Below are 22,935 nucleotides of genomic sequence, written 5' to 3' on the forward strand. Positions count from 1 at the left end.
AATCACAGATTGTGCGGTGGCGATAACCGCGCAAATCAAAGGGTGATTTGCATCACATTTATTCTGTCACCTGCCACACAGAATGACGTTCATCAGGCAAAAAGCTGGTCAGTTGCACAATGAGGTTCCCGGAAGACTGCCTTATAATGGACGCCATACCCTGTATCACCAGAGCATGTTTGACAAGAGCATTATTGAGCGTCAACTTCAGAGAATTAACCGGAATTTTTTCCGGGATGTTTAATAAACGCGGAGACAGTTATGTCACGTAATAAAGATAAAGAACACGCCACCGAAGCTCTTTTTATTAAAGTGCATGAAAGCGATAACGTGGCCATTATTGTGAATGACAACGGCTTAAAAGCCGGCACCCGATTTGCCAATGGTCTGGAATTAATTGAGCATATTCCGCAAGGCCATAAAGTCGCTTTAGATCCAATTGCCAAAGGCGGCGATATTATTCGTTATGGTGAAGTGATTGGTTATGCCGTAAGGGATATCGCGCAGGGCGGCTGGATTGACGAATCGCTGGTGGAATTACCGGTTGCGCCTGAGCTGAACAGCCTGCCGCTGGCGACCCGCGTACCGCCAGAATTACCCCCGCTGGAAGGTTATACCTTCGAAGGTTACCGCAATGCCGACGGCAGCGTTGGCACTAAAAATCTGCTGGGGATCACCACCAGCGTGCACTGTGTGGCAGGCGTGGTGGATTACGTGGTGAAAATCATTGAACGTGATTTACTGCCCAAATTCCCCAATGTCGATGGCGTCGTGGCGCTGAATCACCTGTACGGCTGCGGTGTGGCGATTAACGCCCCGGCGGCGATCGTGCCGATCCGCACCATCCACAATCTGGCGCTGAACCCGAACTTTGGCGGCGAGGTGATGGTGGTCGGCCTGGGTTGTGAGAAATTACAACCGGAGCGCCTGCTGGAAGGCACGCCGGATGTGCAGGCGATTTCGCTCGATGACACGCACATTGTGCGTTTGCAGGATGAGCAGCATGTCGGCTTCCAGTCGATGGTGGACGATATCCTGACCGTCGCACAATTCCATCTTGAGCGCCTGAACCGTCGCCAGCGCGAAACCTGCCCGGCTTCCGATCTGGTGGTCGGTACGCAGTGTGGCGGCAGCGATGCCTTCTCCGGCGTCACGGCCAATCCGGCAGTCGGTTATGCCTCTGATTTGCTGGTGCGCTGCGGTGCCACCGTGATGTTCTCTGAAGTGACGGAAGTCCGCGATGCCATCCATCTGCTGACCCCGCGCGCCGCGGATGTCGAAGTGGGCAAACGTCTGCTGGAAGAAATGGCCTGGTACGATGATTATCTGTCGATGGGACAAACCGACCGCAGCGCCAATCCGTCGCCGGGCAACAAAAAAGGCGGTCTGGCTAACGTGGTTGAAAAGGCACTGGGTTCGATTGCCAAATCCGGCACCAGCGCGATTTCCGAAGTGTTGTCTCCGGGCCAGCGCCCGACGAAAAAAGGGCTGATTTACGCCGCCACGCCTGCCAGCGATTTTGTCTGCGGAACCCAGCAACTGGCTTCCGGGATCACCGTGCAGGTATTCACCACCGGTCGCGGCACGCCGTACGGCCTGCTGGCAGTACCGGTGATTAAAATGGCGACCCGCACCACGCTGGCAAACCGCTGGCACGATCTGATGGACATCAACGCCGGGACGATTGCAACCGGGGATGCGACCATCGAGGATGTGGGCTGGGAGTTGTTCCACTTCATTCTGGACATCGCCAGCGGCCGCAAGAAAACCTGGTCAGACACATGGGGCATCCACAATGCGCTGGCGGTATTTAACCCGGCACCGGTGACCTGAGTGACCGTTTTACCGATAAACGAAAGGCCAGCATTGCTGGCCTTTTTGGTATTTCGGATTTGAGCGAGAACTTACTGCGCCGCAGCGGCACCGGTTTGTTCTGCACCAACCAGCCCGACTTTCAGGTAACCGGCTTTCCGCAGGTTATCCATCACGCTCATCAGCGTTTCGTAGTCGACACTCTTATCCGCGCGGAAGAAAATCGTACTCTGTTTATTGCCCTGAGTACGCTGATCCAGCATGGCGGTCAGGTTGCTGCTGTTGACCGGCGTATCGCCGAGGAACAGTTGCTTGTCCGCTTTCACCGACAGGAAGATCGGTTTCTCCGGACGCGGCTGCTGTTTCGCCGTCGAAGCCGGTAAATCCACCCGCACATCCACAGTAGCCAGCGGTGCCGCCACCATGAAGATGATCAGCAACACCAGCATGACGTCGATAAAAGGCGTGACGTTGATGTCATGCATTTCACCGCTTTCGTCGATATCGTCGTTTAACCGAATAGCCATAATCTGTTCTTACCCTACGCGTAACTGACCTGTCTGACCGCGTGGCGCATCGCCTTCGCTGGCAGCCAGATCCAAATCACGGCCCTGTAACAGGATAATCTGCGCCGCCACATCGCCTACCTGATGACGGTAAGAAGTAATGGTACGGGCGAAAATGTTGTAGATCACCACCGCAGGGATGGCTGCCACCAGACCTACTGCCGTCGCCAGCAAGGCTTCGGCGATACCCGGTGCCACAACCGCCAGGTTAGTGGTTTGTGTCTGGGCGATACCGATGAAGCTGTTCATGATGCCCCACACCGTACCGAACAGACCGACGAATGGCGAGATGGCCCCGATGGTCGCCAGAATACCGTTGCCACGTCCCATGTAACGGCCTGCGGCGCTGACGCGACGCTCAAGGCGGAAACCGGTACGTTCTTTAATGCCGTTGTTGTCGGTCGAACCGGCAGACAATTCAAGTTCGTTCTGCGCATCGCGGATCATCTGGGCGCTGATGCTGCTGGCGGCGAAGCTTTCAGCCTGCTCAGCGGCTTCGTCCAGCGTGCGGACGGAAGACAGCGCATCAAACTCGCGGCGCATGCGGCGTTTGCCGGTGAACACTTCAGCACCTTTACTGAACAACAATGCCCAAGTGACGACAGAGGCCAGCAGCAAACCGATCATCACCGTTTTCACCACCACATCAGCGTGATGGTACATGCCCAACACAGACAAATCGGTAGGGATCACTGGGGTCGCTTCCGTTGGAGCAGGTTGCATCACCGGGGCTGGGGTGGCATCGGCTGTCGCCGGAGCCGGAGTCTCTGCCGCCGGGGCCGGTTGCGTTGCCGCAGACGTGACCGCTTGTGCTGCCGGCGTCGCAGGTGCCGCCATCGCGTTGCCGCTTAAGCCAGCAACCAACATTAACGACATCAGTAATGAGGTCGCCTCTTTCATCTTATTGCGAGCCGTTTTCACGCGTCGCCTCCAGCCAGAATCAGTGTGTAGAAGGAATGAATAACGCCGAATGATATCAAAGAAAAAGCCCTAATTGATAGTCGTTCTCATTATTATTTACATTGTGCAACCTGAAGGCCGGTGTGTCGTTGACGGATGACAAGGTTTTTCCTGATTGAACACGGCGTGAACAATTTAATCCCCGTCACACTTTTCTAAAAAATATGGCGGTAAATCAATCAGCTAATCCCAATTACTAAAGTTAAAACAACATTTTAAATAAAAAGTAACACCATTTTACATCTGTTATAAGTTTGTGATAATGCTCAAATACCGCGCAGATATAAATAGGATAAAGTGCAGTTCACAGGCGGAGACCCTACAAAGGCATGTCTGTTATCCATTTCATTTAAAAGGTTAATTCGCCCGATATAACTACATGCACCCGATGCCCTGCGCATCAGCACGGTTCATTTTTTGGTGTCATTTTTCCGTTCCCTTACCGAGTACCCTGGAGACAAACTGATGAAAATGCAAAAAGCACTTCTCAGCCTTTGCCTGAGTTCCGCGACCCTTTTATTCACCCATGGCCTGTCAGCGCAGACACTGAAAGCCGCGGATGTCCATCCGCAAGGTTATCCGAATGTGGTCGCCGTTCAGCACATGGGCGAAAAACTGCAAAAACAAACTGACGGAAGACTGGAAATCAAAACCTTCCCCGGCGGCGTGCTGGGTGATGAAAAACAGGAAATTGAACAGGCGCAGCTCGGTGCGCTGGACATCATCCGTGTCTCGATGACGCCAGTGGCGTCGATTTTGCCGGAAATTAACGTCTTCACCCTGCCCTATATTTTCCGCGATGAAGACCACATGCACAAAGTGTTGGACGGTCAGATCGGTAAAGAAATCGGCGACAAAATTACTAACAACCCGAATTCCCGTCTGGTGTTCCTCGGCTGGATGGATGGCGGCACGCGTAACCTGATCACCAAACAGCCGGTGGTGAAACCGGAAGATCTGCACGGCATGAAAATCCGTGTGCAGGGCAGCCCGATCGCCCTGGCGACGCTGAAAGCCATGGGCGCAAACCCGGTGGCGATGGGCGTCAGTGAAGTGTTCAGCGGCATGCAGACCGGGGTTATCGACGGCACCGAAAACAATCCGCCAACCTTCGTCGCCCATAACTATCTGCCGGTGGTGAAAAACTACACCTACAGCCGTCACTTCATCATTCCTGAGCTGTTCCTGTACTCAAAAGTGAAATGGGACAAGCTGAAACCGGAAGACCAGCAACTGATCCTCAAACTGGCAAAAGAAGCGCAGGACGAGCAGCGCGAACTGTGGAAAGCCTATAACGAGAAAGCCCTCGCCACCATGAAAGCGGGCGGCGTGAAATTCTATGAAATCGACCCGGCGACTTACGTCAAAGCCACGCAATCCGTGCGCGATGAATTCGGCAAAGACCATCAGGAACTGATGCAGCAAATCGCTGACGTCAAATAACGCCTGATACCGGCAGCCTGCGGGCTGCCTCTTTTTGATCTTTCGCCGGGGGATTTATGGTTTCGAGTTATCACACCCTGATGGACATTCTTTACCGCTGCGCGATGTGGCTGGCCGGGATCGCTCTGCTGCTGATGGTGGCGGTGATCCCGATCGGCATTTTTGCCCGCTACGTCATGAACAGCGCCCTGTCGTGGCCGGAACCGATCGCGATCATGTGTATGGTGACGTTCACCTTTACCGGCGCTGCCGTCAGTTACCGCGCCGGGTCGCACATTGTCGTCGCCATGGTTACCGACCGTCTGCCGCCTGCGCTGAAAAAATTCTCCGCCCTGCTGGCTGACCTGATGATGCTGGCGATCAGCGTGTTTATTTTCTGGTACAGCCTGCAATTGTGCAGCGAGCTCTGGCAACAGCCGGTGGCGGAATTCCCGCTGCTGACCGCCGGACAAACCTATCTGCCGCTGCCTGTAGGTTCTGCGCTGACGCTGTTATTCATCATCGAGCAGATCATTGCCGGCCCGCAACATCAGCGGCCTGTGGTGATACTGGGCAATTCTGACGCCTGACCGGAGCCTGTTATGGATGCATTAATCTTGTTGTTAACGCTGGCGGTGATGCTGGCGATTGGCGTGCCGGTCGCCTATGCCGTCGGGCTGAGTGCGCTGGCAGGAGCCTGGTGGATTGATTTGCCGTTTGAAGCGCTGATGATCCAGCTGACCAACGGCGTGAACAAATTTTCACTGCTGGCGATCCCGTTCTTTATTCTGGCGGGCGCCATCATGGCCGAAGGAGGGATCGCCCGCCGGCTGGTCAGTTTTGCCTACATCTTTGTCGGGTTTATCCGCGGCGGCCTGTCACTGGTGAATATCGTGGCCTCCACCTTTTTTGGCGCGATTTCGGGATCCTCGGTGGCCGACACGGCGTCGATCGGTTCGGTGATGATCCCGGAAATGGAGAAAAAAGGTTACCCGCGAGACTTTGCTGCGGCGGTCACCGCCAGCGGCTCGGTACAGGCGATCCTCACACCGCCCAGCCATAACTCGGTCATTTATTCGCTGGCAACCGGCGGCACGGTGTCGATCGCCGCGCTGTTCATCGCCGGTATTCTGCCCGGCCTGCTGCTCAGCCTGACGCTGATGGTGATGTGTGTGATGTTCGCGCACAAACGCGGATACCCGAAAGGTGAACGCGTGCCGTTCCGCCAGGCGCTGAAGATTTTCATCGACACGCTGTGGGGGCTGATGACCGTCGTCATCATCATGGGCGGTATTCTCAGCGGGATATTTACCGCCACGGAATCGGCGGCGATTGCCTGTCTGTGGTCATTCTTCGTCACCATGTTTATCTACCGCGATTACAAATGGAATGAACTGCCGAAACTGATGTACCGCACGGTGAAAACCGTCAGTATCGTGATGATTCTGATCGGCTTTGCCGCCAGCTTTGGCGCGGTGATGACCTACATGCAGTTGCCGATGCGCATCACGGAATTCTTCACCTCAATCTCGGACAACAAGTACGTGATCCTCATGTGGATCAACATCATGTTGCTGATGATCGGCACGCTGATGGACATGGCGCCGATCATTCTGATCCTGACGCCGGTGCTGCTGCCGGTGGTGTTGTCGCTGGGCATCGATCCGGTGCATTTCGGCATGATCATGCTGGTGAATCTGGGGATCGGCCTGATCACGCCGCCGGTCGGCTCGGTGCTGTTTGTCGCCAGTGCGGTGAGTAAACAGAGCATCGAAAACGTCGTCAAATCCATGATGCCGTTTTACTGCGTGCTGTTCGTGGTGCTGATGCTGGTGACGTATATCCCGACGATTTCACTGTTCCTGCCCAAACTGTTCGGCGTCTACACCGGCTGACACCGGTAAAGCATTTCTCCCTTGCCCGTCGTCAGGACGGGCTTTTTTTTGGCCGGGCTGCTGAAATTTTCTCATCCACCGGCCAAAAGCCTGATCCCTGAAATTCATCATGTTAAGTTAATGACATATCAGCGGATGCCAGAGCGTGCCGCGCCACATAACAGGATGAAATACGGATTATGTCGTCGAAGAAAATTGAGACCGCGCTGGTCAGCGCCGGGCGGAATAAGAAATTCACCCAGGGTTCAGTGAATGCCGTGATCCAGCGCGCCTCATCGCTGGTGTTTGAAACCGTGGCAGATAAAAAACACGCCACCGCCAACCGCGCCAACGGCGAGTTATTTTACGGACGTCGCGGCACGTTGACGCACTTCTCTTTGCAGGAAGCGATGGTCGAGCTGGAAGGCGGCGCGGGTTGCGCGCTGTACCCTTGCGGCGCGGCGGCGGTCAGTAATGCGGTGCTGTCGTTTGTCAGCAGCGGCGATCATATTCTGGTGGCCGGTTCAGCCTACGAACCGACGCAGGATTTCTGCGAAAAAGTGCTGAAAAAACTCGGTGTATCCACCACCTATTTCCCGGCCCACCTCGGCGCGGAACTGGGTGCGCTGATGCAGCCCAATACCAAAGTGGTGTTCCTCGAATCACCGGGTTCCATCACCATGGAAGTCCCGGATATTCCGGCGATGGTGAGCGCCGTGCGTGCGGTCAATCCTGATGTCGTTATCATGATCGACAACACCTGGGCAGCGGGCATTTTGTTCAAAGCGCTGGAATTCGATATCGATATTTCGATTCAGGCGGGCACCAAATATATCGTCGGCCATTCGGACGCCATGATTGGCACCGCCGTCTCTAACGCCCGTTGCTGGCCGCAACTGCGGGAACACTCGTATCTGATGGGGCAAATGGTCGACGCCGACACCGCTTACGTGGCAAGCCGGGGATTACGCACCATGGGCGTACGGCTGAAACAGCATGCAGAAAGCAGTATCCGCATCGCACAGTGGCTGGCAGAGCGCCCGGAAGTCGCAGTGGTCAATCATCCGGCATTACCCGGCAGCAAGGGCCATGAATTCTGGAAACGCGATTTCACCGGCAGCTGCGGTCTGTTCTCTTTCGTTCTGAAACAGCGTCTGAACAAACAACAGCTTTCCGACTACCTCGACCATTTTGAACATTTCAGCATGGCCTATTCCTGGGGCGGCTTTGAATCACTGGTTCTGGCCAATCAGCCGGAAGAGATCCAGGCCATACGCCCGGCAGAAACCGTCGATTTCACCGGCACGCTGGTGCGGTTACACATCGGGCTGGAAAACTGTGACGACCTGATTGCCGATCTTTCAACGGCATTTGAACGGATTGCCGCCTCCTGACCGCTGAGATTGCGACACGCCGCGCAGATCGGTAAGGTATCTGTCGGATTTTCATCCGCAGAATGAGAATAATCTGTAAGCTATCTTTAGCTCCGGTGAATGTTGCCGGGGCACTCTGTCTTTTTCGCAGTAGCCTCAGATCAACGTCTTCAGACGCAAATCGCGGTACACTGCTCAGTGACAGTTTTTCATGAACAGAAACAGGACAGAATATGGCAGTTATTTGCGACATTTTTCATGCGCTCTGGCAGCATGATTTCAGTATGCTCGCCGACCCGAAACTTCTCTGGGTGATTTACGCCGTCCTGTTTGCCACGCTGTTTCTCGAAAACGGGTTGCTTCCCGCCTCTTTCCTGCCCGGTGACAGCCTGCTGCTGCTGACCGGCGCGCTTATCGCCAAAGGCGTGATGAGCTTCGTCCCCACCCTGATTATTCTGGTTACCGCCGCCAGCCTCGGCTGCTGGCTGAGTTATATTCAGGGGCGATGGCTCGGCCATACCCGTCTGGTCAAAGGCTGGCTGTTACAGCTACCGGCGCATTATCATCAGCGGGCGCATCATATGTTTACCCAACACGGACTGATGGCGCTGCTGGTTGGCCGTTTTCTGGCCTTTATCCGCACCCTGTTGCCGACCATGGCAGGCATCTCCGGGTTGAACAACGCCCGCTTCCAGTTCTTTAACTGGCTGAGCGCCATCCTGTGGGTTGGCGTGGTGATCTCCATCGGTTTCGCGCTGAGCCACATTCCGCTGGTCAAACGCCATGAAGATCAGGTCATGGCGGGGCTGATGATTTTACCGGTTCTGCTGCTGGTCATCGGTCTGGCTGGCGGGTTGGTGGTGATCTGGAAGAAACGCAAATGCCGCTTCTGAGCCGCGGACTCAGGCTTTAAACGCCACATCCGCCAGCGCCAGCACACCGGAACTCCCTTCGCGCAGACGCGCCATCTCATCACTCGGCGTCACGCCAAAATAGCGTTTAAATTCACGGCTGAATTGTGACGCGCTTTCGTAGCCGACCTGTAATGCCGCCACGCTGGCTTTCACGCCGTCAAAAATCATCAGCGTCCGCGCCCGGTGCAGACGGTAAGTTTTCAGGTACTGCAACGGCGAGGTGCTGGTCACTGCTTTGAAGTTATGGTGAAACGCCGAAATGCTCATGTTCACTTCGCTGGCCAGCGCTTCCACGCTGAGGTTGTCGGCGTACTGCGCTTCAATGCGGCGCAGGGATTTGGCAATCTGGCTGAAATGGGTATGACGGTTTACCAGCGCCTGCAACGCCCCGCCGTTCTCACTGGTCAGAATAAAGAACAGGATCTCGCGGATAATTTTCGGCCCCAGAATGCGGGCATGCAGCGGCTTATCCATCACATCCAGCAGGCGCTCGGTGGCACAGAGAATATCGCCGTCCAGCACGCCGGAGTTGATGCCGGTTGACGGCTCTTTCTGACGCACCACACTTTCATCCCCCATATCCATCAGCAGATCCTGCAACATCAGGTTATCAATGCTGATCTGGATACCGGCCAGCGGCTCTTCCGGGCTGCTGAACGTCTCACATTCAAACGGCAGCGGCACGGTCAGCATCAGATAATTATGCGGATCATAGGAGAAGGTTTTCTTGCCCAGATAACCCACTTTGCGCCCCTGAAAGAGGATGACCACGCCGGGATTGTACAAAACCGGCTGACGAGGATGATAGCGCGTGGTGTACATCAGCGTGACCTGCGGCACCGCCGACGGCGTGAGGTTTTTATCACCGCTGAGTTGCGCGACCCGGTTTGCCATGCGGGCGCACAGGCTGTTCACGTTTTCCATCATTCCGCTCCACACATTCAATAAACTGGCACTGATTCTGCCATAACCCCGTACTTTCCTACAGAGACAAGCAGAATCAGGCAAGACTCAGGCAGAATTGTGCATCATCCTGCTGTCCGTTTTCTCTTACAGTGGTGTTGCCTTCCGCAGGGGGACACACCTGCATAAATGCGATGAACTGCTAGTCTGTATGAACGCACTTTTCATTCGCAGATCCTGACCGTGCTTCGGTCAACGATTCAATTTCCTGATAACGCCTTATTTCAATTCATGTTTCGCCTCACATCCCAATCTGGAGGATTGTATGTCCGCACCCGTTGCTGCTGAAAATACGTTTAATGCCTGGGCCGCTGCTGGCCCGAAACAGCCGCTGGAAGCTTTCCCGTTTGATGCCGGTCCGATCGGTGATGAAGAAATCGAAGTGGCCATTGATTACTGCGGCGTCTGCCATTCGGATCTGTCGATGCTCAATAACGACTGGGGCATCACGCAATATCCGTTTGTACCGGGCCATGAAGTGGTGGGTAAAATCGTCAAAATCGGTCATCACGCGCAAAACAAAGGGCTGAAGGTCGGCCAGATTGTCGGCGTGGGCTGGAACCGTGGCAGTTGTATGCACTGTCACCCTTGTATGTCCGGCGATCAGCATCTGTGCCACGATGTGGAAGCCACCATTATCGGTCATCACGGCGGTTTCGCTGACCGCATCCGCAGCCACTGGGCGTGGGCGATCCCGCTGCCGGAAGGCGTGGATATCACCAGCGCCGGTCCGCTGTTCTGTGGCGGCATCACCGTCTTCAACCCGCTGCTGCAATTCGGCGTACTGCCCACGCACCGCGTCGGCGTGGTCGGTATCGGCGGTTTAGGCCACATGGCGCTGCGCTTTCTGAATGCGTGGGGCTGCGAGGTCACCGCGTTTACCTCCTCACTGGCGAAACGTGATGAAGCCTTGTCTCTGGGCGCGCACCGCGTGGTCGCCACCCGTGACAGTGAGGCGCTGAAGGACATTGCTGGTGAGCTGGATTTCATCATGGTCACCGCCAATGCATCGCTGGACTGGGACGCCTTCATCGCCACGCTGGCACCGAAAGGCCGCCTGCACTTTGTCGGCGTGGTGCCGGAAGCCGTGCCGCTGCATGTGATGGCGCTGATCAGCAAACAGGCTCAGGTGTCCGGTTCACCTACCGGTTCCCCTTCACGTCTGGCCGACATGCTGGCGTTCTGCGCCCGTCATCAGATTGCGCCGCAGGTGGAGCACTTCCCGCTGAGCAAAATCAACGAGGCGGTAGAACACCTGCACGACGGCAAAGCGCGCTACCGCGTGATACTCGATATGAACGCATAAGGATCTTCCGGGTCTATAAATAGGTAGCCTGCTCAGCAAGATGCCGTTTCGTTAACTAGACTTAACGTCAATCCCAACATAGCGCCCGTGCATTCCGGCGGGCACTCTGCCCTGAAAGGAGAAACTCATGGCAACGCAACCCATCATTAAACTTCACGATGGCAATCTGATGCCTCAGTTAGGACTTGGCGTATGGAAAGCCAGTAATCAGGAAGCCACCAGCGCGGTAAAAACGGCGATTGAAACCGGTTATCGCCATATTGATACCGCCGCCATCTACAAAAATGAGGAAGGCGTCGGCGAAGCCATTGCCGCTAACCTCGTGCCACGCGAAGAGCTGTTTATCACCACCAAACTGTGGAATGACGATCAGCTGAATGCCCCACAGGCGCTGGAAACCAGCCTGAAAAAGCTGCGGACCGATTATGTCGATCTGTACCTGATCCACTGGCCACAACCGGCGCAGGGCCATTATGTCGAGGCCTGGAAAGCCCTGCTGAAGCTGAAAGAGCAAGGTCTGGCGAAGAGTGTCGGCGTGTGTAATTTCCCGCTGCAGCATTTGCAGAAGCTGAAAGATGAGACCGGCATTTTCCCTGTCGTGAATCAGATTGAGTTACACCCGCTGATGCAGCAGCGCCAGCTTCATGCCTGGAATGCCACACACACCATCGCCACCGAATCCTGGAGCCCGCTGGCACAGGGTGGCGAAGGCGTATTTGATCAGCCGCTGATCCAGAAGCTGGCGGAGAAATACGACAAAACGCCTGCACAGATTGTCATCCGCTGGCATTTAGATAACGGGCTGATCGTGATCCCGAAATCGGTGACGCCAAAACGCATCCGTGAAAACTTCGACGTGTTTGATTTTAAACTGGAGAAGGAAGAACTGGCGGAAGTCACCAAACTGGACAAAGAACACCGTCTGGGGCCGGATCCGGAAAAAGGCCTGTAGGCTTTTACGCACGGTAAGCCATAAAACAAAAACCCGCCGGAGCGGGTTTTTTATGGGGACTTTGGGCTTACATCGACGGCTGAACCAGCATGTTCGCCGCAGAACCGCGGTCAGCCAGTTCCAGCGCGCCGCTGCGATAGACAAACGGGAAATGGTCGTACGACGGCTGATTGAAATACACCAGCAGTTCGACATCACCATCGACCCAGACCGTGTCTTTGAATCCGGCATCTTCCACCAGTGGCGCGGCGCCGTTGACGCTTTTCACCAGGAAGGACACGCCTTCGGCATGGAAGGTCTGCGGCATATCCGCGTGGATCGTCCAGCGTTCCCAGGTGCCTTGCTGCGCAGTCAGGTCAATGCGGTTGATGTCCCACAGCGCGCCGTTAATCCCCGGATCACTGTCGCCTAAACGGATGTCACGGGTGCGGACAACATTGCCGGAGAGGATCTGATCGGCCAGCAAACGCATCGGCAGATTGTCGGTCACCAGCGGCAACAGGCCGGTCGGTTTCAGGGTCAGCACAATGGTCGACACCAGAATACTCGACGGTTCAAACAGGCCGCGCAGTCTGTCCATCACGCCTGCGGCTTCACCGGCCGTAATCGACACTTCTTCGCCCTGCGACATATCCACCAGCACTTCACGGCGTTCACCCGGCCCGAGCGACAGACGTTTTACCGTCATTGGCGCAGGCAGGAAACCGAGATCAGAGGCCACGACGTGGAACGCGCGGTTGTCGGTCATGCTCAGTTCGTAACGACGGGCATTCGACGCATTCAGTAAACGCAGGCGCACCCAGCCGCGTGAAACCTCGACGAACGGGCTTTGTACGCCGTTGACCAGCATGGTGTCGCCAAAGAAACCGCCGGACGCGGGCGTGTCATATTGCGGTACACCGAAACCGTCCAGACGCTTGTCCTGAATGATGATCGGGAAGTCATCCACGCCGTAGTGATTCGGTAACGGCAGATTCTTGCTGACTTCATCTTCCACGATCCACATGCCCGCCAGCCCGTTATAGACGTGCGGTGCCATGCGGTTCGGCGTATTCGCGTGGTACCAGCAGGTGGCGGCAGCCTGACGGATAGGTAATACCGGCGACCAGTCGACACCCGGCTGCATCATGCGCGCGCCGCCGCCGGTCAGGGTGCCCGGCTCGAGCAAACCACTGACGGTCATGGAAACCGGTTCAGCCAGACGGTTGCTGTAGATCAGTTTTACGTCATCACCGCTGTGTACTTTGACGGTCGGGCCGAGGTACATGCCGTTGATGCCCCAGACCGGTGCTTTCGCGCCGCCGAGGAATGACCAGTGCGCGGCCTGCAACGTCAGAAACAGCGGTTGCCCGCGACGGGATTCCAGCAGCGGGGGAACAGGTAATGCCGGTTGCGAACCACTCGCTTCTGCTTTTAAAGGCAGAGCACCTGCGGCAAGAGCCACGCCGGAGGCTTGCAGGAACGAGCGACGACTGAGTGACATATCTTCTCCATGAAAACAAAAGTGATGACCCGTCGCCATCAATGGCAACGGGCATTAAATGACGTGTGATAACTTTTATTTTTTTGCGGCAGCTTCGCGTTGTGCGACTTCGGCATCCAGCTCAGCGATTTTATCCGCCATGATCTGACGACAATGCTCCGACAATTCACGCAGGCGCTCTTTGGTGTATCCGCTGGTGTCGATCGGGGGCAGCATTTCGACAATCACCAGCCCGTTTGACCAGCGGTTCAGCTTCACCTTATTGCTGGTGTTCGACACGCAAATCGGCACGATCGGCACGCCGGCGGCAATCGCCGCATGGAACGCCCCGGTTTTGAACGGCATCAGACCGCGGCCACGGCTGCGGGTGCCTTCCGGGAACATCCAGATCGACAGATTCTTTTTCTTAATCTGGCTGACCACTTGCGCGATAGTACCGTGCGCTTTGGCGCGGTTATCACGGTCAATCAGCAGGTTACCGGTTAACCAGTACAGCTGACCAAAAAATGGGATCCAGGCCAGGCTTTTTTTGCCCACCGTCACTGTTCCGGGCATGACGACGGAAGAGGCCGTCACCATGTCGTAATTGTTCTGATGGTTGGCAATATAAATACAGTTGCCGTTATTCACGGCTTCTGCCGGAATACGTTTTTCGACGCGAAGGCCAAATACCGGTGCCAGACGACCAAACAGCTTACCGAAAGTCGACACATGTTTCGGGTTTCGCGGACTGAAAAGACAATAGATGCAACCAAAAACACTGACCAGAATCGAGTAAACCACCACGATAATCAGACGCAAAATAAATAACATAACATCCTCTTAAAACTACAGCCGAAGCCGGTAAGAAACCTGTGCAGTTTCGCTCCCTGTGCGGTGAACTATTCTCAAGCCTCATTCAACACGGCACAACGGTTTTATTACTACAAATGTAAAATCTTTGCACTGCACAACAGTCTCAGGCCACTGAATTCCCTGAAAAGAGTTCAGGGCACAAATGTGCCCTGACTTTTACCGGTTAACAGCGGTCTTATTCTTCGCTGTCACCGCCACCGGTGCGGACAGGCGCATCGACTTCAACACGATCGATACGTTGCAGACCGCGTGGCAGAAGGGTTCCTTTACGGCCACGTTCGGCGCGGAATTTCTGCAGGTCTTCCGGACGGAGAACCAGTTTACGTTTACCGACATGCAAAGTGATCGACGTTTGCGGTGGCAGCACCAGCAGCCATTGCAGTTTATCTTCGCCGCTGGCCGCCTGTGCAGACGGAATTGAAACAATTTTATTACCTTTGCCTTTCGACAACTGCGGCAGATCGGCGACCGGGAACATCAGCATACGGCCTGCGGCAGTGATCGACAGCAGCATGTCATCATCGCCATGCAGCTCCATTGGCGGGAAGGCTTTCGCATTCTCCGGCAAGGTGATCATCGCTTTACCGGCACGGTTACGCGCCACTAAATCATTGAAGGTACAAACAAAGCCATAACCCGCATCGGAGGCCATCAGCAGTTTCTGGTCGTCTGCCGCCATCAGCACATGTTCAATGGTCGCGCCCGGCGGCGGTGTCAGCTTACCGGTCAGCGGTTCACCCTGACCGCGCGCCGACGGCAACGTGGTCGGATCAAGCGCATAGCTGCGGCCGGTGGAGTCCATAAACACCACAGGCTGATTGCTCTTGCCTTTCGCCGCCGCACGGAAGCTGTCGCCCGCTTTGTAGCTCAGGCCGGAGGCATCAATGTCGTGGCCTTTGGCGCTGCGCACCCAGCCGGATTCTGACAGCACAATCGTGACCGGCTCGGACGGAATGAAGTCGTGCTCGCTCATCGCTTTGGCTTCTTCGCGTTCAGTGATCGGCGAACGGCGATCGTCACCAAAGGCTTCCGCGTCAGCCTGAATTTCTTTGCGGATCAGCGTGCCCAGTTTGCGTTCTGACGCCAGCAGCGCCTGCAACTGATCGCGCTCTTTTGCCAGTTCATCCTGCTCACCGCGGATTTTGGTTTCTTCGAGTTTCGCCAAATGACGTAATTTCAACTCGAGGATCGCTTCCGCCTGCGTGTCCGACAGTTCGAAACGCTGCATCAGCACCGGCTTCGGCTCATCTTCGGTACGGATGATGTGGATAACTTCGTCGATATTGAGGAACGCGGTCAGCAAACCTTCGAGGATATGCAGGCGTTTCAGGACTTTATCGAGACGGTAGTTCAGACGGCGGCGTACCGTTTCGCGACGGTAATCCAGCCATTCTTTCAGGATCTCCACCAGTCCTTTAACCTGCGGACGGTGATCGAGCCCGATCATGTTCATGTTGATGCGGTAGCTGCGTTCCAGATCGGTGGTCGCGAACAGGTGGTTCATCACCTGATCCAGATCGATACGGTTAGATCGCGGCACCACCACCAGACGGGTCGGGTTTTCGTGATCGGATTCGTCGCGCAGATCTTCGACCATCGGCAGCTTTTTGGCACGCATCTGGCTGGCGATTTGCTCCAGCACTTTCGCACCGGACACCTGATGCGGTAAGGCGGTGATCACCGCGCTGCCGTCTTCTTTATGCCACACCGCACGCATGCGCACCGAGCCTTTGCCCGATTCGTACATTTTGCGGATTTCGTGGCGCGGCGTGATGATCTCGGCTTCCGTCGGGAAATCCGGCCCCTGAACGAATTCCAGCAAATCTTCGAGCGAGCTGTTTGGCTTCTCCAGCAAGGCGACCGCAGCAGCAGCCACTTCGCGGACGTTATGCGGCGGAATATCCGTCGCCATACCGACGGCGATACCGGTGGTGCCGTTGAGCAGAATATTCGGCAGACGCGCAGGCAGCATTTTCGGCTCCTGCATGGTGCCGTCAAAGTTCGGCACGTAATCCACCGTTCCCTGACCTAATTCGCGTAACAGCACTTCGGCATATTTTGACAGACGCGATTCGGTATAACGCATCGCGGCGAAGGATTTCGGATCATCCGGCGCACCCCAGTTCCCCTGCCCGTCAACCAGCGGATAACGGTATGAGAATGGCTGTGCCATCAGCACCATGGCTTCGTAGCAGGCGCTGTCGCCGTGCGGATGGTATTTACCCAGCACGTCACCGACGGTACGCGCGGATTTTTTGAATTTGGCGTTATTACTCAGGCCCAGCTCGGACATCGCATAAATAATACGGCGCTGCACCGGTTTGAGCCCGTCACCGATAAACGGCAGCGCGCGGTCCATGATGACGTACATGGAATAGTTGAGATAGGCGTTCTCAGTAAACGTGTGCAGAGCTAAACGCTCTGTTCCGTCATGAGTCATTTCGCTCATTGATGTTTAATCCTCAGACCCGTGGCGTTATCGTTTTGGAAATTTAGGAAGCTTGCACCCGCTGGCGCATTAAGGCGGCTTACACGAGGCAATGATGTTCGCGATAGTACATCATCTGCCGTATGACTGTCACAGTTGCTGTGTTTCTGCCTTATTTTTAAACAGTTATTCATCGTCTGAATGGTTAATTTGCCGCTCTGTTTCTGCAATTATTGCATCTGAGTCAATAGTCTTGTGCGCAAACTCACATTTTTCTGTGCAGCAGAGTTGAGTACACTACGTGATAACAGCCTGACCCCCAGAATTTAAGAATTCCCGATAAGGAAAAAAACCATGAGTAACATCCTGATTATCAATGCCGGTAAGACCTTTGCCCATTCCAAAGGCGCGCTGAATAACAGCCTGACCGAGGTCGCGACCAGTTTCCTGCGCGACAAAGGCCACGACGTGCGCGTGACCGTGCTGGAAGACGGTTATGACGTGCAGACCGAGATCGAAAGCTATCTGTGGGCCGATGCCATCATTTATCAGCAACCGGGCTGGTGGATGGGTATGCCATGGACGCTGAAAAAATACATCGATGAAGTGTTCACCGAAGGCCACGGCAAACTGTACGCCAGCGATGGCCGTACCCGTTCCGATGACACGAAAAAATACGGTTCCGGCGGCCTGTTGCAGGGTAAATGCTACATGTTGTCCGTCACCTGGAACGCGCCTTTAGAAGCGTTCGAAGATAAAGAACAGTTCTTCCACGGCGTCGGCGTCGACGGCGTTTATATGGCACAGCACAAAGCCAACCAGTTTATCGGCCTTGATACGCTGCCAACCTTTATGTGTAACGACGTGATCAAACAGCCTGATGTGGAAGGGGATTTCGCCCGCTACCGCGCTCACCTTGAAAATGTATTCGGTCAGGCCTAAGGTTGAAGGTCACCCGGGAAAGAGGTTTTTATGATCACTGTTATTGCTGAAATCAAAGTAAAACCAGGCCGTCGCGATTCGGTCATGGAAAAAATTACAGCACTGCTGCCGAGCGTTCTCGCTGAGAAAGGCTGTCACCGTTATGAGCCATACGTGGATTTCAACGGTCAGATCCCGTGGCGCAAAACGGTGCCTGATTCCATTTTCATGCTGGAAGACTGGGAAAGCCTCGCGCATCTCGAAGCGCATCAGCAGGCGGAACATATGGATAAGCACCGCGAAAACATCAAAGCCGACGTGCTGGATGTGGTGATCCATATTATTGAGAAAGCGTAACCGTAAGGTCTGCGCGGATCAGAAAACAAAAATGCCGGCGCTGCAAAGCGTCCGGCATTTTTTATGGCGACGGCGAAAGGATCAGACGTCCAGTTCGGCAGTGTCGCCTTTTTCCTGCAACCAGTTACGGCGATCTTCAGAACGTTTCTTCGCCAGCAACATATCCATCATACGCAATGTCTGATCGATATCGTCTTCGTCGATGGTCAGCTGCACCAGACGACGGGTATTCGGATCCAGCGTGGTTTCGCGCAGTTGCAGCGGGTTCATTTCACCCAGCCCTTTAAAGCGCTGTACGTTCGGTTTGCCTTTCTTGCGTTTCAGCTGCTCCAGCACGCCTTCTTTTTCCTGCTCGTCCAGCGCATAGAACACTTCCTTGCCCAGGTCGATACGGTATAACGGCGGCATCGCCACATACACATGACCGCCCCGCACCAGCGACCGGAAATGACGGACAAACAACGCGCATAACAACGTGGCAATGTGTAAGCCGTCGGAGTCCGCATCCGCGAGGATACAGATTTTGCCGTAACGCAGCTGGGTCAGATCTTCGCTGTCCGGATCGATACCGATCGCCACGGAAATGTCATGCACTTCCTGCGAGGCCAGCACTTCGTCGGAAGAGACTTCCCAGGTATTGAGGATCTTACCTTTGAGCGGCATGATCGCCTGATATTCACGATCGCGCGCCTGTTTGGCAGAACCGCCTGCGGAATCCCCTTCCACCAGGAACAGTTCCGTCATGTTCAGATCCTGAGACGTACAATCCGCCAGTTTGCCCGGCAGCGCAGGTCCGCTGGTCAGTTTCTTACGGACGACTTTTTTGGCCGCGCGCAGACGACGCTGGGCGCTGGAAATGCACAGTTCAGCCAGCTGTTCTGCCGCCTGAACGTTCTGGTTCAGCCACAGGCTGAAGGCATCTTTCACCACGCCGGAAACAAATGCCGCGCACTGACGCGAAGACAGACGTTCTTTCGTCTGACCGGCGAATTGCGGATCCTGCATTTTCACTGACAGCACATAGGCGCAGCGTTCCCAGATATCTTCCGCAGACAGCTTCACGCCGCGCGGCAGGATATTGCGGAATTCACAGAACTCACGCATGGCATCGAGCAGACCCTGACGCAGGCCGTTAACGTGCGTACCGCCCTGCATGGTCGGGATCAGGTTGACGTAGCTTTCAGTCAGCAGTTCGCCACCTTCCGGCAGCCACAACAGCGCCCAGTCTACCGCTTCGGTATCCCCGGCGAAGGCGCCGACAAAGGCTTTTTCCGGCAAGGTGATCAGGCCGTTAACCGCTTCCATCAGGTAATCGGTCAGGCCGTCTTCATAACACCAGCGTTGCTCGGTGTTATTCACTTTATCTTTGAACAGGATTTCCACGCCCGGACAGAGTACCGCTTTGGCTTTCAGCAAATGGCTGAGGCGGCTGACTGAAAAACGCGGGCTGTCGAAGAAGCTGCCATCGGGCCAGAAATGCACGCTGGTCCCGGTGTTGCGTTTGCCGCACGTTCCGGTCACGTGCAAATCCTGCACTTTATCGCCGTTTTCAAACGCCATTTCATACACTTCGCCGCCGCGTTTTACCGCCACTTCGACACGTTTGGATAAGGCGTTCACTACTGAAATCCCCACGCCGTGCAGGCCGCCGGAGAACTGGTAGTTTTTGTTGGAGAATTTACCGCCCGCATGCAGACGGCAAAAGATCAGTTCAACTGCCGGAACGCCTTCTTCCGCGTGGATATCCACCGGCATGCCGCGACCGTCATCGATGACTTCGAGGGACTGGTCTTCGTGCAGGATCACTTCGATACGTTTGGCGTGACCGGCTAATGCCTCATCCACGCTGTTATCAATGACTTCCTGACCGAGATGGTTTGGACGGGTGGTATCGGTGTACATGCCCGGACGGCGGCGCACCGGTTCGAGTCCGCTGAGGACCTCTATGGAATCCGCGTTATAAGTTGATTGGCTCATCGTTGATTATTCGTGGCTCATAGGTTTGTGGGCTAACGATACAGTATGTGGGCGGGTGGAAGCACTGGCAGCAAGCAGACGTTATAAATCCGGGGGAAAACGTCACCCTGACGATGTTAGTCTGCGGCCAGTTCCAGGAAATCGACAATCGGCGAAAAATAGCGTTCAAAGCCGACAAATGCATGATTCCCCTCGGGTTCGACCGTCTGGCGACAGGTGGTGTAATACGCCACAGCCTGACGGTAATCGAGAATTTCATCGCCCGTTTGCTGCAGTAACCAGAGTAAATCCGGCGACTCCAGCGGTTCGACCTGCATGACTTTCAGATCGTAAACGTGGCGTGACTCTAACACATATTGCTGGCCGGTGTAGGGGTTCTCGTTTTGCCCGAGGAAGTCAATCAGCAGCTCGTAAGGCTTCACGGCGGGATTCACCACCACAGCCGGGACCGAGAAACATTGCGACAGCCAGGTGGCGTAATAGCCGCCGAGAGAGGATCCGACAATGCCCAGTTTTTTACCTGCATGACTGATCACCAGACTTTCGAGTTCTTCCGCCGCATCGGCCGGGTAAGGTGGCAACTGGGGGACAACCATATCAATATGCGGATGATTCACGGCCAGCCAGTTTTTTAACAAGGTGGCTTTTGCTGAATTCGGCGAACTGTTGAATCCATGCAGGTAAAGTAAGGTGTTCATTCGTACCCGTCCGACTCCGTGTCAGGATGAAACTCGCTGGTTTCCAGACGGAAGACTTCCGTCTCCACGCGGCCATCCGGATACAAATCGAGGTAGCGCCAGCCCGGCGCAACGGTATCAATGGTGAAATTGGTGCAATGGGGTTTGAACTGCACGCAGGTCGATGGCGTGGCGTAAAGACGACGGCCATACCAGTCCAGATCCAGTTCCTGATGAATATGCCCGCACAACAGCGTGTTCACTTTCGGGTAATTCACCAAGGTGTTCGCCAGCATATGGGCGTTGCGCAGGCTGTGCTGATCGAGCCAGGTACAACCGGAAGGCAGCGGATGGTGATGCAGCATCAGCAAGGTGAAACGATCGGGGTACGCATTCAGGCAGCGTTCCATCCATTCCAGCTGATACTCGCTCAATTCACCGTGCGGCACGCCAAACACCTGCGTATCCAGCAGAATAATCTGCCAGTGATCACCGAGAAGAACGTGCTTGGAAGGGCTGATACCCGCGTCCTGCAAGGCATTGACCATCGCAGGCTGGAAATCATGATTACCGGGCAGCCAGACACAAGGCGCAGTCAGTTCGCCGATGCCGCGGGCAAACTGGTGGTAGGCTTCCACCGACTGATCCTGAGCCAGATCACCTGTTGCCGCGATAATATCGACGTCGCGCTGCTGCGCTTTTATGGCGTCCAGCACTGCGCGATAGCTGCTAAACGTATTCACGCCTAACAACGTTTCATCTTCACCGGCAAAAAGATGGGTATCAGTTATCTGTAGAATCCTGACTTTGGCCCCATTCACCAAAGGCAGTGTAAACAGGCTTTCCAAATCGTTTCCTTTGTTGTTGAAGTCTGTCTAACAAACCGGAATTGCCATCGCTCCGTGCGCAAGGCAATAACGCAGCCAATCCGCAAGGAACTGGTTAATTTGATGCTTTTCATCACGCTGATGCAACTTTTTATTCGGGTAATCATAGCGTGCTTTGAAACGAAAGATCTGCTGACTCGCACACACTTCAGCCACCATCGCGTCGTGATACAGGCGGACGGTGAGTGAAGGCAGACTCCAGTAACTGACGGCCGGTGCGGTCTGTTTGATTTCTACCAGGGAGGTATAACGCGTTGATTCGAGAATTGTCAGGCAATACGTCGCGCTACTCACCTGATATGTCACGGTTTCACCAGGCTCATCGGTGCGTGGCATCAAACGGCGCAATTGGGCGAAATTGGTTTCGCACAATCTCATCATTTCGGGGAAATCAGGGGTATAGCGCTTAATCATTAGTTAGCCCACTCTTTTCTCAGGGATTCATGGTGCAGCTGCAGCCATTGCAAGGCAATCACTGACGCCGCATTGTCTATCGCTCCTTCTTCCACCCAGCGGTAAGCCTGTTCGCGGCTGACCACATGTACCCGGATGTCTTCATTCTCTGCTTCCAGACCGTGAATTCCTTCTGCCGTCGTGGCATCGACTTCACCGACCATAATAGAAAGACGCTCGCTGGTGCCACCCGGACTGGCCAGATAATTCACCACCGGTTTGCAGCGTTTCACCACAATGTTCGCTTCTTCGAGTGCTTCGCGGCGGGCGACCTCTTCGACCGTTTCGCCCTCTTCAATGATACCGGCGACCATCTCCAGAAGCCAAGGGGTATCACTGGAATCCAATGCCGGGATGCGGATCTGTTCGATCAGCACCACTTCATCCCGTAACGGATCATAAGGTAGCAGGACGGCAGCATGGCCGCGCTCAAAAACCTCACGCACCACTTCTGCGCTCATTTCTCCATTAAACAGCCGATGGCGAAACCGATATGCAATAATAGAAAAAAAACCTTTATATCGTGTCTCACGTGCAATAATTTCTACATCATCTTTGCCGAAAGTAACCGGTGACCGTTTAAATGAAGACATGGAATGTTTCCTTATCCCTCATAAAGGTAATTTATCGCCCTTTGAGGTCAATTTGATGAAAATGCGTTAATAATAATCAAGGTTGTTTGTGATAGATTTAGGCTCATTCCATCGGTAAGGCACGTTAAGCCAACCGCCCCGTTAGCCTGACTCTGCTAGAAT

At 54.8% G+C, this 22,935-nt stretch carries 21 protein-coding genes; 10 read left to right on the forward strand and 11 right to left on the reverse strand.

The genetic code is table 11. The annotated features are described in order from the left end of the window. Positions 1-261: 261 nt before the first annotated feature. Positions 262-1,833: a galactarate dehydratase gene (garD, locus tag EDF78_RS13955; protein WP_095923533.1), complete on the forward strand. Its 1,572-nt coding sequence runs from the start codon at positions 262-264 to the stop codon at positions 1,831-1,833. 71 nt (positions 1,834-1,904) lie between these two features. Here garD and exbD read toward each other — a convergent pair whose 3' ends face one another. Then, entirely contained in the window at positions 1,905-2,339 is a 435-nt protein-coding gene (gene exbD / locus EDF78_RS13960) for a TonB system transport protein ExbD (RefSeq protein WP_095923534.1), read from the reverse strand. Positions 2,340-2,348: 9 nt separating this feature from the next. Further along, positions 2,349-3,278 (reverse strand): tol-pal system-associated acyl-CoA thioesterase, encoded by a 930-nt coding sequence (gene exbB, locus EDF78_RS13965; RefSeq protein ID WP_229921253.1) that lies wholly within the window; start codon positions 3,276-3,278, stop codon positions 2,349-2,351. A 525-nt stretch (positions 3,279-3,803) separates the two neighbouring features. Here exbB and EDF78_RS13970 point away from each other — a divergent pair. From EDF78_RS13970 to EDF78_RS13990, 5 genes are all read left to right on the forward strand, one after another. After that, on the forward strand, positions 3,804-4,781 hold the full coding sequence (locus EDF78_RS13970; RefSeq protein WP_095923536.1) for a TRAP transporter substrate-binding protein: 978 nt from the start codon (positions 3,804-3,806) through the stop codon (positions 4,779-4,781). Between the two features lie 56 nt (positions 4,782-4,837). Further along, positions 4,838-5,350, forward strand: a complete 513-nt coding sequence (locus EDF78_RS13975) for a TRAP transporter small permease (RefSeq protein WP_133823322.1) — start codon at positions 4,838-4,840, stop codon at positions 5,348-5,350. A 12-nt stretch (positions 5,351-5,362) separates the two neighbouring features. Next, positions 5,363-6,655, forward strand: a complete 1,293-nt coding sequence (locus tag EDF78_RS13980) for a TRAP transporter large permease (RefSeq protein WP_095923538.1) — start codon at positions 5,363-5,365, stop codon at positions 6,653-6,655. Between the two features lie 179 nt (positions 6,656-6,834). Further along, a complete protein-coding gene (metC, locus tag EDF78_RS13985) occupies positions 6,835-8,028 on the forward strand; it encodes a cystathionine beta-lyase (protein WP_119823272.1) in 1,194 nt (397 codons plus the stop codon). 212 nt (positions 8,029-8,240) lie between these two features. Next, entirely contained in the window at positions 8,241-8,900 is a 660-nt protein-coding gene (locus EDF78_RS13990; RefSeq protein WP_119823274.1) for a DedA family protein, read from the forward strand. A 9-nt stretch (positions 8,901-8,909) separates the two neighbouring features. Here EDF78_RS13990 and EDF78_RS13995 read toward each other — a convergent pair whose 3' ends face one another. Continuing rightward, positions 8,910-9,845 (reverse strand): AraC family transcriptional regulator, encoded by a 936-nt coding sequence (locus tag EDF78_RS13995; RefSeq protein WP_095923541.1) that lies wholly within the window; start codon positions 9,843-9,845, stop codon positions 8,910-8,912. 304 nt (positions 9,846-10,149) lie between these two features. Here EDF78_RS13995 and EDF78_RS14000 point away from each other — a divergent pair, with 304 nt between their 5' ends. Together EDF78_RS14000 and dkgA are read left to right on the forward strand one after the other, a co-directional pair. Then, on the forward strand, positions 10,150-11,190 hold the full coding sequence (locus EDF78_RS14000; protein WP_131693267.1) for an NAD(P)-dependent alcohol dehydrogenase: 1,041 nt from the start codon (positions 10,150-10,152) through the stop codon (positions 11,188-11,190). A 127-nt stretch (positions 11,191-11,317) separates the two neighbouring features. Then, complete coding sequence (gene dkgA / locus EDF78_RS14005) at positions 11,318-12,142, forward strand: 2,5-didehydrogluconate reductase DkgA (RefSeq protein WP_131693268.1); 825 nt, start codon at positions 11,318-11,320, stop codon at positions 12,140-12,142. Positions 12,143-12,209: 67 nt separating this feature from the next. Here dkgA and ftsP read toward each other — a convergent pair whose 3' ends face one another. From ftsP to parC, 3 genes are all read right to left on the reverse strand, one after another. Then, the gene (ftsP, locus tag EDF78_RS14010) at positions 12,210-13,625 is read right to left on the reverse strand and encodes a cell division protein FtsP (RefSeq protein ID WP_095923544.1); all 1,416 of its coding nucleotides are present in this window, start codon (positions 13,623-13,625) and stop codon (positions 12,210-12,212) included. A 75-nt stretch (positions 13,626-13,700) separates the two neighbouring features. Next, on the reverse strand, positions 13,701-14,438 hold the full coding sequence (locus EDF78_RS14015) for a 1-acylglycerol-3-phosphate O-acyltransferase (RefSeq protein ID WP_095923545.1): 738 nt from the start codon (positions 14,436-14,438) through the stop codon (positions 13,701-13,703). A 217-nt stretch (positions 14,439-14,655) separates the two neighbouring features. Beyond that, complete coding sequence (gene parC / locus EDF78_RS14020) at positions 14,656-16,929, reverse strand: DNA topoisomerase IV subunit A (RefSeq protein ID WP_095923546.1); 2,274 nt, start codon at positions 16,927-16,929, stop codon at positions 14,656-14,658. Positions 16,930-17,262: 333 nt separating this feature from the next. On the opposite strand from parC, the gene EDF78_RS14025 reads away from it, so the two are divergent. Together EDF78_RS14025 and EDF78_RS14030 are read left to right on the forward strand one after the other, a co-directional pair. Next, positions 17,263-17,850: an NAD(P)H-dependent oxidoreductase gene (locus tag EDF78_RS14025; RefSeq protein WP_095923547.1), complete on the forward strand. Its 588-nt coding sequence runs from the start codon at positions 17,263-17,265 to the stop codon at positions 17,848-17,850. A 30-nt stretch (positions 17,851-17,880) separates the two neighbouring features. Further along, positions 17,881-18,186, forward strand: a complete 306-nt coding sequence (locus EDF78_RS14030) for a putative quinol monooxygenase (protein ID WP_095923548.1) — start codon at positions 17,881-17,883, stop codon at positions 18,184-18,186. An 81-nt stretch (positions 18,187-18,267) separates the two neighbouring features. Here the strand turns inward: EDF78_RS14030 and parE are convergent, their stop codons facing one another. The 5 genes from parE to nudF all read right to left on the reverse strand — a co-directional run bounded on the left by parE (position 18,268) and on the right by nudF (position 22,773). Beyond that, positions 18,268-20,163: a DNA topoisomerase IV subunit B gene (gene parE, locus EDF78_RS14035; RefSeq protein ID WP_095923549.1), complete on the reverse strand. Its 1,896-nt coding sequence runs from the start codon at positions 20,161-20,163 to the stop codon at positions 18,268-18,270. 116 nt (positions 20,164-20,279) lie between these two features. Next, complete coding sequence (yqiA, locus tag EDF78_RS14040; RefSeq protein WP_095923550.1) at positions 20,280-20,861, reverse strand: esterase YqiA; 582 nt, start codon at positions 20,859-20,861, stop codon at positions 20,280-20,282. Continuing rightward, positions 20,858-21,688 carry a 3',5'-cyclic-AMP phosphodiesterase gene (gene cpdA / locus EDF78_RS14045; protein ID WP_095923551.1) on the reverse strand — a complete coding sequence of 277 codons (831 nt, stop codon included), beginning with the start codon at positions 21,686-21,688 and terminating at the stop codon, positions 20,858-20,860. The genes yqiA and cpdA overlap by 4 nt, the downstream gene beginning before the upstream one ends. Positions 21,689-21,715: 27 nt before the next feature. Further along, a complete protein-coding gene (locus EDF78_RS14050; RefSeq protein WP_095923552.1) occupies positions 21,716-22,141 on the reverse strand; it encodes a DUF1249 family protein in 426 nt (141 codons plus the stop codon). Next, complete coding sequence (gene nudF, locus EDF78_RS14055; RefSeq protein ID WP_095923553.1) at positions 22,141-22,773, reverse strand: ADP-ribose diphosphatase; 633 nt, start codon at positions 22,771-22,773, stop codon at positions 22,141-22,143. The genes EDF78_RS14050 and nudF overlap by 1 nt, the downstream gene beginning before the upstream one ends. Positions 22,774-22,935: the final 162 nt, after the last annotated feature.

This window comes from Rahnella sp. BIGb0236, assembly GCF_004364755.1.
GTDB classification, from domain to species: Bacteria; Pseudomonadota; Gammaproteobacteria; order Enterobacterales; family Enterobacteriaceae; genus Rahnella; species Rahnella victoriana.

Excerpts from the sequence above, each read along its gene's own strand:
- EDF78_RS13980 (WP_095923538.1), top strand. The coding sequence starts at position 5,363 with ATGGATGCATTAATCTTGTTGTTAACGCTGGCGGTGATGCTGGCGATT.
- EDF78_RS14025 (WP_095923547.1), top strand. The coding sequence starts at position 17,263 with ATGAGTAACATCCTGATTATCAATGCCGGTAAGACCTTTGCCCATTCC.
- EDF78_RS13990 (WP_119823274.1), top strand. The coding sequence starts at position 8,241 with ATGGCAGTTATTTGCGACATTTTTCATGCGCTCTGGCAGCATGATTTC.
- exbD (WP_095923534.1), bottom strand. The coding sequence starts at position 2,339 with ATGGCTATTCGGTTAAACGACGATATCGACGAAAGCGGTGAAATGCAT.
- EDF78_RS14015 (WP_095923545.1), bottom strand. The coding sequence starts at position 14,438 with ATGTTATTTATTTTGCGTCTGATTATCGTGGTGGTTTACTCGATTCTG.
- parC (WP_095923546.1), bottom strand. The coding sequence starts at position 16,929 with ATGAGCGAAATGACTCATGACGGAACAGAGCGTTTAGCTCTGCACACG.
- yqiA (WP_095923550.1), bottom strand. The coding sequence starts at position 20,861 with ATGAACACCTTACTTTACCTGCATGGATTCAACAGTTCGCCGAATTCA.
- metC (WP_119823272.1), top strand. The coding sequence starts at position 6,835 with ATGTCGTCGAAGAAAATTGAGACCGCGCTGGTCAGCGCCGGGCGGAAT.
- dkgA (WP_131693268.1), top strand. The coding sequence starts at position 11,318 with ATGGCAACGCAACCCATCATTAAACTTCACGATGGCAATCTGATGCCT.
- EDF78_RS14050 (WP_095923552.1), bottom strand. The coding sequence starts at position 22,141 with ATGATTAAGCGCTATACCCCTGATTTCCCCGAAATGATGAGATTGTGC.
- EDF78_RS13970 (WP_095923536.1), top strand. The coding sequence starts at position 3,804 with ATGAAAATGCAAAAAGCACTTCTCAGCCTTTGCCTGAGTTCCGCGACC.
- EDF78_RS13975 (WP_133823322.1), top strand. The coding sequence starts at position 4,838 with ATGGTTTCGAGTTATCACACCCTGATGGACATTCTTTACCGCTGCGCG.
- EDF78_RS13995 (WP_095923541.1), bottom strand. The coding sequence starts at position 9,845 with ATGGAAAACGTGAACAGCCTGTGCGCCCGCATGGCAAACCGGGTCGCG.
- EDF78_RS14000 (WP_131693267.1), top strand. The coding sequence starts at position 10,150 with ATGTCCGCACCCGTTGCTGCTGAAAATACGTTTAATGCCTGGGCCGCT.
- parE (WP_095923549.1), bottom strand. The coding sequence starts at position 20,163 with ATGAGCCAATCAACTTATAACGCGGATTCCATAGAGGTCCTCAGCGGA.
- exbB (WP_229921253.1), bottom strand. The coding sequence starts at position 3,278 with ATGAAAGAGGCGACCTCATTACTGATGTCGTTAATGTTGGTTGCTGGC.
- EDF78_RS14030 (WP_095923548.1), top strand. The coding sequence starts at position 17,881 with ATGATCACTGTTATTGCTGAAATCAAAGTAAAACCAGGCCGTCGCGAT.
- ftsP (WP_095923544.1), bottom strand. The coding sequence starts at position 13,625 with ATGTCACTCAGTCGTCGCTCGTTCCTGCAAGCCTCCGGCGTGGCTCTT.
- garD (WP_095923533.1), top strand. The coding sequence starts at position 262 with ATGTCACGTAATAAAGATAAAGAACACGCCACCGAAGCTCTTTTTATT.
- nudF (WP_095923553.1), bottom strand. The coding sequence starts at position 22,773 with ATGTCTTCATTTAAACGGTCACCGGTTACTTTCGGCAAAGATGATGTA.